The sequence below is a fragment of the Streptomyces sp. C10-9-1 genome, assembly GCF_024497955.1.
Taxonomy (GTDB): domain Bacteria; phylum Actinomycetota; class Actinomycetes; order Streptomycetales; family Streptomycetaceae; genus Streptomyces; species Streptomyces sanyensis.
In genome coordinates, this window is record NZ_JANHKP010000016.1 from 1 (window position 1) to 14,238 (window position 14,238).

At 72.6% G+C, this 14,238-nt stretch carries 15 protein-coding genes; 8 read left to right on the forward strand and 7 right to left on the reverse strand.

Features of this window, described 5'->3' with window-relative positions; all coding sequences use genetic code 11:
• The 3 genes from NPS70_RS22240 to NPS70_RS22250 form a co-directional block, all read left to right on the forward strand.
• Positions 1–452 (forward strand): hypothetical protein (locus NPS70_RS22240; RefSeq protein ID WP_308315037.1); only part of this gene is annotated, 452 nt, incomplete at its 5' end.
• Positions 453–781: 329 nt separating this feature from the next.
• Positions 782–1,399, forward strand: coding sequence for a TOPRIM nucleotidyl transferase/hydrolase domain-containing protein (locus NPS70_RS22245; protein WP_256526143.1), 618 nt, complete (start codon positions 782–784; stop codon positions 1,397–1,399).
• A gap of 291 nt (positions 1,400–1,690) precedes the next feature.
• Entirely contained in the window at positions 1,691–3,070 is a 1,380-nt protein-coding gene (locus NPS70_RS22250; RefSeq protein ID WP_256526144.1) for a serine hydrolase, read from the forward strand.
• Between the two features lie 149 nt (positions 3,071–3,219).
• Here NPS70_RS22250 and NPS70_RS22255 read toward each other — a convergent pair whose 3' ends face one another.
• Positions 3,220–3,672, reverse strand: a complete 453-nt coding sequence (locus NPS70_RS22255) for a GNAT family N-acetyltransferase (protein ID WP_256526145.1) — start codon at positions 3,670–3,672, stop codon at positions 3,220–3,222.
• A gap of 305 nt (positions 3,673–3,977) precedes the next feature.
• A complete protein-coding gene (locus NPS70_RS22260) occupies positions 3,978–4,832 on the reverse strand; it encodes a GNAT family N-acetyltransferase (protein ID WP_256526146.1) in 855 nt (284 codons plus the stop codon).
• A gap of 642 nt (positions 4,833–5,474) precedes the next feature.
• On the opposite strand from NPS70_RS22260, the gene NPS70_RS22265 reads away from it, so the two are divergent.
• Positions 5,475–6,938 (forward strand): globin domain-containing protein, encoded by a 1,464-nt coding sequence (locus NPS70_RS22265; RefSeq protein WP_256526147.1) that lies wholly within the window; start codon positions 5,475–5,477, stop codon positions 6,936–6,938.
• Positions 6,939–6,958: 20 nt separating this feature from the next.
• Here the strand turns inward: NPS70_RS22265 and NPS70_RS22270 are convergent, their stop codons facing one another.
• The 4 genes from NPS70_RS22270 to NPS70_RS22285 all read right to left on the reverse strand — a co-directional run bounded on the left by NPS70_RS22270 (position 6,959) and on the right by NPS70_RS22285 (position 10,245).
• Complete coding sequence (locus NPS70_RS22270) at positions 6,959–7,438, reverse strand: NUDIX domain-containing protein (protein ID WP_256526148.1); 480 nt, start codon at positions 7,436–7,438, stop codon at positions 6,959–6,961.
• A 67-nt stretch (positions 7,439–7,505) separates the two neighbouring features.
• A complete protein-coding gene (locus tag NPS70_RS22275) occupies positions 7,506–8,396 on the reverse strand; it encodes a LysR family transcriptional regulator (RefSeq protein WP_256526149.1) in 891 nt (296 codons plus the stop codon).
• 192 nt (positions 8,397–8,588) lie between these two features.
• Complete coding sequence (locus NPS70_RS22280) at positions 8,589–9,719, reverse strand: cystathionine gamma-lyase (protein ID WP_256526150.1); 1,131 nt, start codon at positions 9,717–9,719, stop codon at positions 8,589–8,591.
• A gap of 148 nt (positions 9,720–9,867) precedes the next feature.
• Positions 9,868–10,245: a phage holin family protein gene (locus NPS70_RS22285; RefSeq protein ID WP_256526151.1), complete on the reverse strand. Its 378-nt coding sequence runs from the start codon at positions 10,243–10,245 to the stop codon at positions 9,868–9,870.
• 50 nt (positions 10,246–10,295) lie between these two features.
• Between NPS70_RS22285 and NPS70_RS22290 the strand changes: the two genes are divergently transcribed.
• The 4 genes from NPS70_RS22290 to NPS70_RS22305 all read left to right on the forward strand — a co-directional run bounded on the left by NPS70_RS22290 (position 10,296) and on the right by NPS70_RS22305 (position 12,698).
• Positions 10,296–10,613 carry a cupin domain-containing protein gene (locus NPS70_RS22290; protein WP_256526152.1) on the forward strand — a complete coding sequence of 106 codons (318 nt, stop codon included), beginning with the start codon at positions 10,296–10,298 and terminating at the stop codon, positions 10,611–10,613.
• Between the two features lie 154 nt (positions 10,614–10,767).
• A complete protein-coding gene (locus NPS70_RS22295) occupies positions 10,768–10,983 on the forward strand; it encodes a DUF5326 family protein (protein ID WP_256526277.1) in 216 nt (71 codons plus the stop codon).
• A 359-nt stretch (positions 10,984–11,342) separates the two neighbouring features.
• Positions 11,343–12,113, forward strand: coding sequence for an IclR family transcriptional regulator (locus NPS70_RS22300; RefSeq protein WP_256526153.1), 771 nt, complete (start codon positions 11,343–11,345; stop codon positions 12,111–12,113).
• 150 nt (positions 12,114–12,263) lie between these two features.
• Complete coding sequence (locus NPS70_RS22305; protein WP_256526154.1) at positions 12,264–12,698, forward strand: SsgA family sporulation/cell division regulator; 435 nt, start codon at positions 12,264–12,266, stop codon at positions 12,696–12,698.
• A 111-nt stretch (positions 12,699–12,809) separates the two neighbouring features.
• Here the strand turns inward: NPS70_RS22305 and NPS70_RS22310 are convergent, their stop codons facing one another.
• Positions 12,810–14,180: a YibE/F family protein gene (locus NPS70_RS22310; RefSeq protein WP_374212040.1), complete on the reverse strand. Its 1,371-nt coding sequence runs from the start codon at positions 14,178–14,180 to the stop codon at positions 12,810–12,812.
• Positions 14,181–14,238: the final 58 nt, after the last annotated feature.

Here is a 14,238-nt window from a genome sequence, read left to right on the forward strand (position 1 = left end):
CAGGGGCGGATAGACGTTTGTCGCACCCGACCTGCCCGTTCGATCATGGAAGTCTCGATCGAGGAGGCTTCGTGGGACTGTGTCTGTTCCCCGGGGATGGTGACCTCACCAGCCCGGACATCAGCTGGTCCTACTCGGGCTTCAGCGCCTTCCGCCAGCGCTTGGCCCAGGCCGAGGGGTTCACGCTGCCGGACATGAGGGGCTTCGGCGGGGACCGGCAATGGAGTGAGATCTCATCGACGCTTGAGCCCCTGCTCGACCATCCTGACGACGCTGGCGATCTATCCGCCGCCGACTGTGCCCGGGTCCTGCCCCGGCTGGCCGAGATCATCACGGAGTGGGAGGGCGAGGAAGGTGACTCCACCCTCTCGCGACACATCGAGGACGCCCGACAGCTCGTGATCGTGTTGAAGACCTGCGTCGACTCGAACGTCGAACTGCTCTTTGGGTGACCGTGAGAAGGACCCAGCTGCCAGCCGTCGAGCCGGGACGGCTTTGAGGAAATGACATGGCCGTGAGACAGCACCCATGCCAACCCGCGTGAGACACCGCCAAGACCTGCAGGTCACAGCGTCGCGATATGACACCGAAAGCGAGAACCTACAGGCTTCCTGCCGGTTCACAGAGCGCCTGTCACCGATCGCGTTGTCAACCGACCGGCCGAGTCGGCACGGGCCGTGCGACGAGGCGACCGGAGGGACCCCGGGGCACGACGGAGGCGGTCTCCGAGGCCGCCGAATATCCCCGTGCCGTGCCACCGGCTGACGGGCAGACTCGCCCCATGGCGGACATGAGGGCGTTCCGGGATGCGGTCACCGGCTGGGCGGCGGGGGGTCCCGGGGGGCCGGCGCGCGATCTGGCGGAGCGCCTGGGGGTGCGGACCGCGGTGCTTCTGGAAGGGCGGAGCGACCTCGCGGCCGTCGAGGCGCTGGCCGCCCGGCACGGCCGGAGCCTGGACGCCGAGGGCGTGTGCGCCGTGCCGATGGGCGGGGCGATGAACGTCGCCCGCTACGCCGGGCTCCTTGGACCCACCGGGCTCGGTCTGCGCCTGACAGGGCTGTGCGACGCGGGCGAGAAGGGCTTCTACGAGCGCGGGCTGGCGCGCTCCCGGGCTCCGCTCCGGGACGTCTACGTCTGCACCGCGGATCTGGAGGACGAACTCGTCCGCTCGCTCGGCACGGCAGGAGTCGAGGAGATCCTCCGCGCCGAGGGCGAATTCCGTGCGTGGCAGTCCTTCCAGCGCCAGCCCGCACAGCTCGGCCGGCCCCGGCACCAGCAGCTGCGGCGCTTCCTCGGAACGAAGAAGGGCCGCAAGATCCGCTACGGCCGGCTCCTTGTCGAGGGCCTCGCAGCGGATCGGACACCGCCCCCGCTCGACGGCCTCCTCACGAGCCTGTGACGGCGTGAAGGCACGGGCCCCCTCCGCGTCCGCTCGACAGCGGACGAGCGCGGGCGGCGGACGGCCGACCCGGTGGCAACGGCCGGGCGGGCCCCGGGCAGACGCCGCCTGTTCCCGCGGGTGACCTGCGGGCGCCGTCGCCCTCCGTGGGGTGGTCTCCGGACGCTGAGGTCGGGCAAGACCCGCTGGACCCCGGCCCGCGACAGCCGCCGAAGCGCCACCGGCGGGGGATTCGGCCGGGTCGGGCCAATCGGGTCGACGGGGTGGCCGGGCCACCGATAGACCTGGGGTATGACCTCAGAATCGGAAGAGTTGCTGCCCGGCACGCGCAGGGCCCTGCTGCACCGCATCGCGGTCGCGCAGACGGAGGGGCGCACGCCCAGCTGTGTGGGAGGCGTGCTGCGGGACGGGCGAGTCGTGTGGACTGGCTCGCGCACCGGGCTCGACGAGGCCACCGCTCCCGGGACCGACGCCCAGTACCGGATCGGCTCCATCACCAAGACCTTCACCGCCGTGCTGGTCATGCGTCTGCGTGACGAGGGGCTCCTCGACCTCGGCGACCCGCTGGAGAAGCACCTTCCCGGCACCGAGGTGGGCGAGGTGACCGTCGCCCAGCTCCTGGCGCACAGCGGGGGTCTGGGCGCCGAGGCGCCCGCTCCGTGGTGGGAGCGGACGCCGGGCTCCCTGCGTCCCTCGCTCCCCGACGTGATCGGGGAGGGCGCCCGGATGCATCCCCCCGGCCGTCTGTTCCACTACTCCAACCCCGGTTACACGCTGCTCGGTTCACTCGTCGAGGCGCTGCGAGGGATGTCCTGGGAGGAAGCCCTCCGGCGCGAGGTCCTCGAACCGCTGGGGCTGCATCGTACGAGCGCTCAGCCGCAGGAGCCGTACGCGAGGGGGTGGGCCGTTCACCCCTGGGCCGACGCCCTGCTGCCCGAGCCCGCCGAGGACCTGGGCCTGATGGCACCCGCGGGGCAGCTGTGGTCGACCGCCGCCGACCTGCTCCGCTTCGCCTGGTTCCTGGCGGAGGGTGACGACCGGGTCCTCGGCGCGGCCTCGGTCCGGGAGATGCGCACCCCCGCCGTCCCGGCGTCCGCCGGGGACTGGAGCGGCACCTACGGTCTGGGGATGCAGATCACCCGCAGCGGGGACCGCACCCTGGTGGGCCACTGCGGTTCCCTGCCGGGCTTCCTGGCCGGCCTGTGGCTGTGTGTCGAGGAGGGCGTGGCCGCCGTGGCGCTCGCCAACGCCACCTCGGGGCCGCTGCCCGGCCCGGCGGCGGCCGAGCTGGTACGGATCGTCGCCGACGCGGAGCCCCGCTTCCCGGCCCCCTGGCGCCCCGCCGGGGACGTGGACACCCGGCTCCTGGCCCTGGCGGGCCCCTGGTACTGGGGAACCCACGCCTACGGACTCCGCCTCACCTCCGACGGCGGGCTGACGCTCGACCTGCTGCGCGGCGGAGGGCGCGGCTCCCGGTTCGTCGCGGCGGGCGAGGAGGCGTGGACCGGCCTGGACGGGTACTACGCAGGAGAGACGCTGCGGGTGGTGCGCCGCTCCGACGGGTCGGTCAGCCATCTCGACCTGGGGTCCTTCGTGTTCACCCGGGAGCCCTATGAGCCGGGTGACGCGGTGCCGGGCGGTGTGGACGAAGGCGGTTGGCGCGGCATCTGAGAGCTGCCCGGGCAGCTGCGCCGTGCGGAGGCTCTCCGGGGGGATGGTCCGGCCCGGAGCGGTCCGCGGCAGGGACGCACGGGCCGGCCGCCTCCTGGGCGGTCGGCCCGTTGCGGCGCCCGGGAGGCCGGGGTGCCTCGCGCGGGCGCTCAGAGGGTGAGCTTGAAGCCCAGATGGGACGGGGTGAAACCAAGGCGCTCATAGAAGCGGTGGGCATCGGTCCGCTTGGTGTCCGAGGTGAGCTGGACGAGTCCGCACCCCAGGCGGCGTGACTCCTCGACGGCCCACTCGATCAGCTGTGTTCCCAGGCCGCCGCCACGCTCGTCTTGGTGGATGCGGACGGCTTCGATGATCGCCCGGGTGGCACCGCGTCGAGACAGGCCGGGCACCACGGTGAGCTGCAGCGTGCCGACCACGCGGCCGCCCCGCACCGCCACCGTCTGGTGCTGACGGGGGTCCGCGGCCAGCTCTTCGAACGCGGTGAGATACGGGGCGAGGTCGTCCGGCGTCTCCCGCTGCGCTCCCAGCGGGTCGTCGGCGAGCATGGCCACGATCGCCGGGATGTCCTCTGCCGTCGCGGGGCGTATCTGAAGATCGCTCATGCCCCGCAGACTACGCAGTCCGTCCGTGCGGTCCGTGGAGGTGCCCGACGGCCGGGAGCAGTGGGGCGAACGGCCCGAGACCGGCGGGCGATGCGGGGTCCCGCGCCCTACCGTCCCGTGCCTCCCGAGCCGTGGCCCGCTGTCCCCGGTGCGTGGTACGGCTCCGCGGCGAGGAGGCGAGGAGGCGAGGAGGCGAGGAGGCGAGGAGGCGAGGAGGCGGGGAAGCGGGCAGCCCGGGAGCCCTCCGGAACGGGGCGCCGAGCACCCGCTCCGGGGGCGAGGGTCCTCCCGCCGGTTGGCGTGGGTCAGCCCGCTGCCACGGTCAGGGGGGCGAAGCGGCGGGTCCAGTCCCCGGGCAGCTCCTGCATTCCGAGGGTCATCACCGCGTTGTGGGCGATCGTCTCCAGGCCCTGGGCCCGCACCCAGCGCAGTAGTTCCTCGTGCCGGACGTCGATGTCCGTCCGCAGGGGCCGGTCGGTGCACCGCGCCAGAGAGGCGATCAGCGCCTTCGCCGTGTCCGTGTTCTCGGCGATCAGAGGGCCGACGACATGCGTGTCCATATTGGGCCAGGCGGCGGTGTAGCCCACCAGAGCGCCCGCCCTCTCCGCCACCCGCAGGTGGTCGGCGAAGGCGGGAAGACGGGCGAGGAGCGGAGTGCGGTCGGCTCCGAACACCTCGGCGTCCAGACGGAGCATCCGGGGGATGTCCTCCGCTGTCGCGGCACGGGTGGCGACCGGGGGCACCGCTTCCCCCCGGGTGAAGCGGCCCCGAAGCATCTCGGCCCGCCCCTGGACCCGGAATCCCAGCTCCTCGTAGAGGGGGCGCCCGGTGGGTGTGGCGTGGAGAGTGAGCGGAGTGTCCCCCACCTCCGCGAGAACGTGCCGCATCAGGCGCCTTCCGATCCCCTGGCGCGAGAACCGTTCGGCGACCAGCACCATGCCGATGGCCGCGAGGCCGGGACCGTACGAGGTCACCACGCAGGCGGCGGCCAGGCCCTTGCCGTCGGGGGCGTCGATCCCGTGCCCTGTGCCGGCGCTCAGCAGGAGTCCCCACTTGTGCTCCTCGCGTGGCCATCCCCGGTCCTCGGAGAGATCGGCGCAGGCGGAGAGGTCACGGTGGGTCAGGTGCCTGATGGACAGTTCGGCAAGAAGTGTCGGCATGGAGCCAGGCTGTACGACTCATGGATCTTCCGTCCAGTCCTTTCGGGCAATACTCGGCCGCCCACTCGGCCCCGCGGCAGGCGGTGGCCTCTTCGGTTCGGAGCCCGGGGCCGATCCCGGGACCCACCGGCACGGAGCCGTCCGAGCGTGATGGCGCTCCGTCCGACCGGGAGGAGGGCCTGGCCCGCAGGCAGGGACCGGGCACGTCGTTTCACGTGAAACATCCACCGCGACGCCTTCCTCGCCGTGTCCGGCGCGAGGGCTACCGCGGGATCCCCCCGGGGGAGCGGGCGCCGACCGCGTGCTCCTGAGGGATGCCGGGGACGCGAGTGGCGTTGGTCAACCTCGGGGCCATGGCGGCCGGGGGCCGGTCGCACCGCCCTGTGCGACGGGGCATTGGGAGAGTGACACAGCCTAGAGGGAAAAGGATTCGCCCGGGCGGGACTTCCCGCTCTTGCCTCCGGCTCCGTGGGGCCTCTGCCATCCTGCGACAGCGGCCGGTGCGGACGGAGCGCGTGAGGCGCGGCCCCGCACGGCCCCCGACGCGCGGAACCGACCGAGATACGGCGGGTTCGGCCGGACGCGGCGCCCGGACCGAGATCCGGCGCACCCGATCGAGAGATGTTCGAGTGAGGCAGACACATGGATGCTCCGGCCGGTATGCCGGCAGGGAACGGCAGGCCCGGTGGCAGAGGCATACGGGCGACAGCACAGCCGTGGTCCGCACACGGCGGGCACCCGTCGGGCGGCCCCCTCCCCGGCCCCCTGCCCCCACTGTCCCCCGGCACCGCCCGGCCGAACGCGGAACAGCCGGTGGTCCCCGCCGATCCTGACTCCCCGGTGCGCCCCGCGGGCCCCTGGGCCGCCGGCCCCGGCAGACGGCCGCAGCTCTCGATCGTCCGGGAAGCCGCGGACCCCGGGGAGGCCCCCGAGGCGCGCCGGGCCCCCACCGCGCCCCCCGTACCGGAAACCGCCCCCACCGCACCCCCGTCGAGGGACGCCGTCCTCGTACGCCGCACGATGGCCGCCGTCGCACCGGTCGCGGACCAGCTCATCTCGTACTTCTACGCCCTGCTCTTCGTCCGCCACCCCGCGCTGCGCCCGATGTTCCCCGTCGCGATGGACCTCCAGCGCGACCGGCTGGTGAAGGCCCTGCTGACCGCCGCGGAGCACATGGACGACCCTGCCGTCCTCTCGGGCTACCTGGGGGACCTGGGACGCGGCCACCGCAGGTACGGGACGCAGTCCTTCCACTACCCCGCGGTGGGCGAGGCGCTGATCGGCGCGCTCACCCGCTACGCGGCCGAGGTCTGGGACGCCGAGACGGAGGCGGCCTGGGTGCGCACGTACACCACGATCTCGCAGATCATGATCGACGCCGCCGCGGAGGACGAGCGGCGCCACCCCGCCTGGTGGGACGCCGAGGTGGTCTCCCACGACCTGAGGACGCCCGAGGTCGCAGTGGTCACCCTGCGGCCCGACCGTCCCTATCCGTTCCTCGCCGGCCAGTACACGGCTCTGGAGACGCCCTGGTGGCCGCGGGTCTGGCGCCACTACTCGTTCGCCGGGGCGCCGCGTGCCGACGGGCTGCTGACCTTCCACGTCAAGGCGGTGCCTGCGGGCTGGGTCTCCGGAGCCCTGGTGCACCGGGCCCGCCCCGGTGACGTCCTGAGGATCGGACCGCCCGCCGGGTCGATGACCGTGGACCACGCCTCCGACCGCGGCCTGCTCTGCCTCGGCGGGGGGACGGGGATCGCCCCGATCACGGCCCTCGTCGAGGACGTGGCCGGGCGCGGCGGACGGCGGCCCGTCGAGGTGTTCTACGGGGCCCGCTCCGACCACGACCTGTACGCCCTCGACACCCTGCGGCGCCTTGGGCGGACGTACCCCTGGCTCTCGGTGCTCCCCGTGGTCGACGCCGACGCGAGGTTACCCGCGGCCCTGCGCAGGCTGGGGAGGTACGGTCCGTGGGACGGCTTCGACGCCTGCCTGTCCGGACCCGCCGGAATGATCAGGAACGGGGTGGAGGAGTTGCGCACGCTCGGCTTCCCCGGACGGCGGATCCTGCACGACGCGGTCGAGGACCTGGTGCCGTACGCGTACTGAAGCCGGCCCGGCGGCCTGGCTCAGCCCAGGTCCGGTGCGTGCATGGCCCGCACGCCCTCGATGTTGCCGTCCAGGTAGTGGCGCAGGGACAGCGGAACCAGGTGGACGGCGGCGATGCCGACCCTGCTGAAGGGCACCCGCACGATCTCGTACTCGCCGACCGGCTCCTCCACCTCGGGGCCGTGCCGGAGCGAGGGGTTCATCGACTCCAGGCGGCAGACGAAGAAGTGCTGCACCTTCACACCGGTCACGCCGCCGTCCGCGATGTGCTCCACCGTGTCGACGAAGCAGGGGACCACATCGGTGATCTTGGCGCCGAGTTCCTCGTGCACCTCGCGGTGCAGGGCGTCGACCACGGTGGCGTCCCCCGGCTCCACGCCTCCGCCGGGGGTGAGCCAGTAGGGGTCCATCCCGGGCTTGGTGCGCTTGATCAGGACGAGGTCGCCGCCGTCGAGCAGGACGGCGCGTGCGGTGCGCTTGACCACGGGTCGTTCGGTCATGGCAAGAGAGTGGCCCACATCGGGCCCTCTGAAACGCGTGCCCGGTCCGGATGCGCTGCGAAGGCGGTCACCAGTCGGCGGCCGCACGGAGCAGGTGGTCGTGGGCGCGGGCGATGTGCGGATGGGCCAGTGTGCCGGTGCGGACCACGAGGAAGTACGTCCGCAGCGGAGGGACGGGGGGCTCCAGGAGGGGGATCAGCCGCCCCTCTCTCAGCGCCCCCTCGCACAGATAGCGCGGCAGCACGGCGAGCCCCGCTCCCGCGGTGGTCGCCGCGAGGACCGCGTGCAGGTCGGGCGCGACCACGGCAGCCGCGGCCGCAGGACGCGACTCGAACACCGCGTGCCAGTAGCGCGAGACGAGCGGCAGCGACTCGTGCACCTCCACGACGGGCAGCTGCGCGAGGACCACGTGTCCCTTGCGGAGGTCCTCCGGCGGGAGGTGGTGCGCCCAGCGCGGGGCGGCGACGAGGACGTGCTCCTCGTCGCAGAGGGCGGTCGACGCCAGGAGGCGTCCGCGCGGGCGGGCGGTGGTGATCGCCAGGTCGTGGTGGCCCGCGGACAGCCCGTCCAGCGAACTCTCCGCCGTGCCGAAGGACGTCCGCAGGGCCAGCCCCTGGGACACCAGGGGGGTGAGTGCGGGCAGGGCACGGACCGCGGTGAACTCGGGCGGACCCGCGAGATGCAGTGTGCGGACCGCGGAGTCGTCCCGCAGCCCCCCTTCGGCGATCTCCACCAGTGCGTCCAGGTGCGGGGCGGCCCGGTGGGCGAGTTCGTCGCCGATGGTGGTCGGAGTGACACCGCGGGCCTTGCGCAGGAAGAGCGGACGGCCGAGCTGGCGCTCCAGTGTCCGTATCTGGCCGGTCACCGCCGGTTGGGAGAGCCCCAGCAGTGCCGCGGCCCGTGTGAAGGACCCGGCCCGGTGCACCGTGACGAACGTGCGCAGCAGGGCCAGATCCATGCCATGACCTCCCGATCCGGCGATGCTCTCGAACCCGGCCAACTATAAATATGTCGATAGGGCGCTGTCGCTAGGGTGATTGGACACTGACGCTGAGTCAATTAGCCTTGTCCGCACGGTTCTTCGCAGGGGGAACCGGAACGGTCCGAGCCACGAGGGGGGAGGCTCGGACCGTTCGCCGGGGGGCCGGGGTCAGCGCGCCGCCGCGTCCAGCGCCCGGGCCACGTCGGCCAGCAGGTCCCCGGGGTCCTCGGCGCCGACCGAGAAGCGGATGAAGCCTTCCGGGACGTCGTCCCCTCCCCAGCGGCGGCGCCGCTCGGCGGTGGAGCGCACCCCGCCGAAACTGGTCGCGTCGTCGACCAGCGTCAGGGCGCTCAGGAAGCGCTCCGCATGGTCGCGGTCGGGCAGCACGAAGGAGACCACGCAGCCGAAGCGCCGCATCTGGCGGGAGGCCACCGGATGCGAGGGGTCGCCGGGCAGGCCCGGGTAGCGCAGGCCCGTGACCTCCGTCCGCCGCTGAAGGGACTCCGCAAGCGCCAGCGCGGTGGCCGACTGGCGGTCGGAGCGCAGGTGCAGGGTGGCGAGGGACCGGTGCGCCAGCCATGCCTCCATCGGGCCCGGGATGGCGCCGACGATCTTGCGCCAGTGCCGCACTTCGGCGGCCCTCTCGGCATCGTGGCAGCTCACATGGCCGAGCAGCACGTCCCCGTGACCGGTCAGGCCCTTGGTCCCGCTGGCCACCGAGAAGTCCGCGCCCAGGGCGAGCGGACGCTGCCCGAGCGGGGTGGCGAGGGTGTTGTCCACCGCGACGAGGGCCCCGGCGGCGTGTGCCGCCCCGGTCAGCCGCCGGATGTCGCACACGTCCAGCCCGGGGTTGGAGGGCGTCTCGATCCACAGCAGCCGTGCCCCGTCCAGCACGGCCAGTTGCGCGTCGCCACCGGTCGGAGCCGTGCGCACGGTGATCCCCCAGGCGCGTAGCTGCTCGTGCACCAGCGGGAGTGCCTGGTAGCCGTCGGAGGGGAGCACCACGGTGTCGCCGGAGCGCAGCTGGGACATGAGCACGGCCGAGATCGCCGCCATGCCGGAGGCGAACGCGACGCTCTCCACGCGCTCCCCGGGGGCTTCCAGCTCACCGATGGCCCGCTCCAGGTGCGTCCAGGTGGGGTTGGAGTCCCGGCCGTACGCGTAGGGCCCCGTCGGGTCGCCCGAGAGGTGGAAGTGGGCGGCGAACACGGGCCCGGGCAGGGTGGGTTCGTGGTTCACCGGGTCGGGCAGCCCCGCCCTGACCGCTCGGGTGCCCTCTCCCGCGGGTGTACCGGTCATGCCGCGACGCTCCTCCGCCTGTGCTGGTCGCGCCGGGCGGGTGCCCCGCCCGGCGCCTCGCCCATTGTCGGCCACGGGCGGCGGAGGGGCGGCGGCCCCGGCGGGGCGTGGTCCCCGCCGGGGCCGGGAGGCGCCGGTGGGGCGGGGTTCAGTCGCCGTCGGGCAGCACCACGTTGAGGGCCCAGGAGACGATGGAGATGATCAGGCCGCCGAGGACGGCCGTCCAGAAGCCCTCGACATGGAAGTTCAGGTCGAACTGGTCGGCGAGCCAGGACGTCAGCATCAGCATCAGCGCGTTGACGACGAGCGTGATCAACCCGAGCGTGAGGATGAACAGCGGCAGGGTGAGGACCTGGACCACGGGCTTCACGAAGAAGTTGACCAGTCCGAAGATCAGCGCGACCAGGATCAGGCTGAGCGCCTTCCTGCCGTTGCTGTCGCCGGTCAGGGTGATGTCCTGCACGAGCCAGATGGCGACCAGCAGGGCCCCGGCGTTGGCTAGCGTCTTGACTGCAAAATTCATCATGTGTCTGATCGTGGCAGACACGATCGGGCGAAGGGCAGGGGCGGACGGGCATGAAGGCATTCCGGCTGGACGAACTGGAGGCGGAGCGCGCCGCCAACGAGGGGGCGTATCTGCAGTTCCTCCGCGAGCGGAACATGTCGGTCGGGCTGTACGCGCTGGACGCCGGGCAGACGGACCCGCAGCAGCCGCACGGGCAGGACGAGGTGTACTTCGTCGTCAGCGGTCGCGCCGCGATCACCGTCGGTACCGAGACGACGCAGGTCGGACGGGGCAGCGTGGTCTATGTGCCGGCCGGGGTGCCGCACCGTTTCCACCACATCAGCGAGGACCTGCGGGTCATGGTCGTCTTCTCGCCGCCCGAGGGCTGACGGGGCCGCCGTGCCGGGGCGGCGTCCGGGACGGGGGCCCCGGGTTCCCTAGGGGGTGGCTCAGGGGAGTTCGGGGGATCGAGGGCGCCGCTCGATGTCCGCTGCCGCCTAGCATCGAAGGCACGGACTCGGAGAAAGAGGTGGCGCGATGGCTGTGCGGGAGATTTTCGCGGGGATGCCGTGGTGGGTGAAGTGGATCGCCGTACCCGTCATCGCCCTGGTCGTGTTCGGCGGGCTGATCACGAGCATCGTCGCCTTCGTCGTCGGCCTGCTCTTCAAGGTGCTGCTGTTCGTGGCCCTGGTCGGTGTGCTCGTCTTCGTCGTCAGGAAGTTCACGGCGTCCTCCGGCTCCTCGCGGAGCGACTGGTGAGGATCGGCGAGGGGCCGGTCGGGCCCCTCGCACGGAGCGGGCGGAGCGGCCCGCGCGGCGCCGGGTGACTGCCCGGCGCCACCGCATTAGCCCGCCCGGGGGAACGGAACGGCGTACGCCCGTGCCGTCCCCCGGCTGCCGTTAGAGTGACAGCCTTCTGCCGCCCCCTCGGCCCATCTCCACAGGTGACGGCTCCGCCCCGAGCCCCTGCCGTCCCGGGCAGGTGCCCGCGTCCCGGCCGGTCGGCCCGGAACGGCGGTCCCGGATCTGTGGTCCCCAGGACCGCGGGCTGCGGCGGCCGCGCGGGGGCGGCCCCCGCGGGCGGGCACGCAGCCCGTCACCACGCCTGGGGGTGACCTATGGCCAGGGCTACGTCCGCTGCCGTCCCTACCCTGATCGGCTCGGTGCAGAGGGCCTTGAGGCTGCTGGAGGCGGCCGGGGCGCATCGCGACGGCGCGCCCGCCAAGCAGCTGGCGCGGGAGGCCGGCATCCCGCTGGCCACCGCCTACCATCTGCTGCGCACCCTCACGCACGAGGACTACCTGCGGCGGGACAAGGGCGTCTTCACCCTCGGCCCCGCGGTCGACCGGCTGGCCCTCGACCGCTCCCAGCAGAATCGTCGCGTCAGGCTTCAGGACTCGCTGACCCAGTGGCGGGACGCGATCGGCGTCGCCGTCTACTTCGCGGTGTACCGCGAGGGTGAGGTCGACGTCCTGGCGGTCTCCGACACGCCCTACGCCCCGGCCGTCCCCGAGTGGGCCGACTTCCGCGAGACCGCCCACGCCCATGCGATCGGGCAGTGCCTGCTCGGTCAGCTCGACGCGGAGGCGCGGCGCGACCACCTCGACCGCCACCCGGTCCAGCAGGTCACGCCCTACTCCGTGCGCAACCGGGAGGCGCTGCTGGAGCGCATGGCCGCAAACGCCCGCCCGGGAACGGTGGTCGAGCGCCAGGAGTACGCGCTCGGAACCGTCTGCGCCGCCATTCCCGTCACCGTCGGTGACATGATCGGGACGATGGCTCTTTCTCTGCCCCTGGAGCAAGAAGCCCGTCTCCGTCCCGCAGTTGAACAGCTGCGGAGAGGAGTCAGGGAGCTCATGGAGTCTCTTGCGTTCTCTATCAGTATCTGAAATATCACTCCTTGTGATCTGCTAGCGGTTCCAGCACCATGGCGTCAAGAGGGACCGGGGGATCGTTCCCGGCCAACTCTTCTTCGTCGGTATGCCAGAACGCCGGTACGTCAGCACGGTTCAATCAGCTCCATCTCTGCGAGGTATGTGATGCGCGAGTCGGTTCAGGCCGAGGTCCTGATGAGCTTCCTGGTCTCCGAGGAGCTCTCCTTCCGGATCCCGGTGGAGCTGCGCTACGAGACAGGCGATCCGTACGCGGTGCGGATGACCTTCCACCTCCCCGGCGACGCTCCCGTGACCTGGGCCTTCGGGAGGGAGCTGCTGCTCGACGGGATCAACGCGCCCAGCGGTGACGGCGACGTGCACATCGCGCCGACCGGCCACGAGCCCCTGTCGGACGTGCACATCCGCCTGCGGGTCGGGGACGATTCGGCTCTCTTCCGGGTGGGTGCCCCGCCGCTCGTCGCCTTCCTGGACCGCACGGACAAGCTGGTTCCGCTCGGACAGGAGCTCGCGCTCGGTGACTTCGAGCTGAGCCTGGAGGAGGCACTGGGGCGCATCCTGGCCGAGGAGAACGCGGGCTGAGGGCGGCGGGACCGGGGAAGCCGGCCGCTGGGAGCCCCGGCCGAGGTCCGGGCGGTGGAGGCGCCCGGCCCGCACGCCCCGTCGCGGCGCGCTCCGCCACCGCCCGACCGGCTACCGCTTCCTGCGCCGTCCGCGGCCGCCGGTCCGCCCCGCCCCCGCCGCGGTCCGCTTCTCCCCGGCGGCGGGCCGGTCCGCGGAGACCACCAGGGCGGCGAGCGCCGTGGTGACGGGCACCGAGGCGACCAGGCCGATCGAGCCGACCAGGGTCCGCACGATCTCCTGCGCCACGAGCTCGCTGTTGGCGACCGTGCCCACACTGGACTGGGCGATGCTGAAGAGCAGGAGCAGCGGAAGTGCCGCGCCCGCGTAGGCGAGCACCAGGGTGTTGACGACCGAGGCGATGTGGTCGCGGCCGATCCGGATGGCCGCGCGGTACAGGGCGCGCGGCCCCATCCCCGGGTCCGCGTGGTGCAGTTCCCAGACGGCGGAGGTCTGGGTCACGGTGACGTCGTCGAGCACGCCCAGCGAGCCGATGATGACCCCGGCCAGCAGCAGGCCGCTCATGTCCAGCTCCGGGTAGAGGCCCTTGATCAGACCGGTGTTGTCGTCGGTGTTGCCGCTGAGGCTGGCCCAGCCGATGAACAGCGAGCCGAGCAGACCGATGAGGAGCAGCGAGATCAGGGTGCCGAGCACCGCCACCGAGGTGCGGGCCGTGATGCCGTGGCACAGGTACAGCGCCATCAGCATGATCGCGCTGGAGCCCACGACGGCCACGATCAGCGGGTTCGACCCCTGGAGGATCGCCGGGAGGATGAACAGCGTCAGCACGGCGAAGGACACGGCCAGGGCGATCAGCGCCATGAGGCCGCGCATCCGCCCGACCAGCACCACCGCCAGGGCGAAGATGCCGGCCAGCACGGCGATCGGCACCTTGCGGTTCACGTCGGTGACCGAGTACTGGAGGTCCCGGGGGGCGTCGGGGGCGTAGGCCACCACGACCCCCTGGCCCTCCCTCAACTGCCTCGGGGCGTCGGGCTGGACGATCTCGACGAACCGCCGCCCCTTCTCCGGACCGGTGGTCACCTCCACGGTCGCCCGGGCGCAGTCGCCCTGCCGGCGGTCCACCGCCTCCCGTCCCTCCGGGGTGGAGGTGTCGCCGGTCGGCGGTACCTGGGCCGCGTTGACCTCCTCGCAGGACACCCTTTCGAACTCGACGACGGTGCCCTGCTCGGTCTGGCGGTCGAAGCCCACCCCGGTGCGCTCGTGGCCGGGGGCCCCGCCGGGCCAGAGCACGGCCAGGCCCACCAGCACGGCGGTGGCGAAGGGGATGAGCACCGCGGCGATGACCCTGCGGAGGTGCCGGGACACCGGCTCGGCGGGGCCGTGCGCGTGGGAGTGGACATGCCCGGAGGCCGCGACATCGTCGGGGGCGGCTCCGTGGCCGTGGGAGTGCGGTTCGGGAGTCTGCTGCGAGGAGGTCACCGACAGATCATCGCAAGAACGCGAGGGGCCCACTGTTCAGCACGCCCGGCGGGACGCT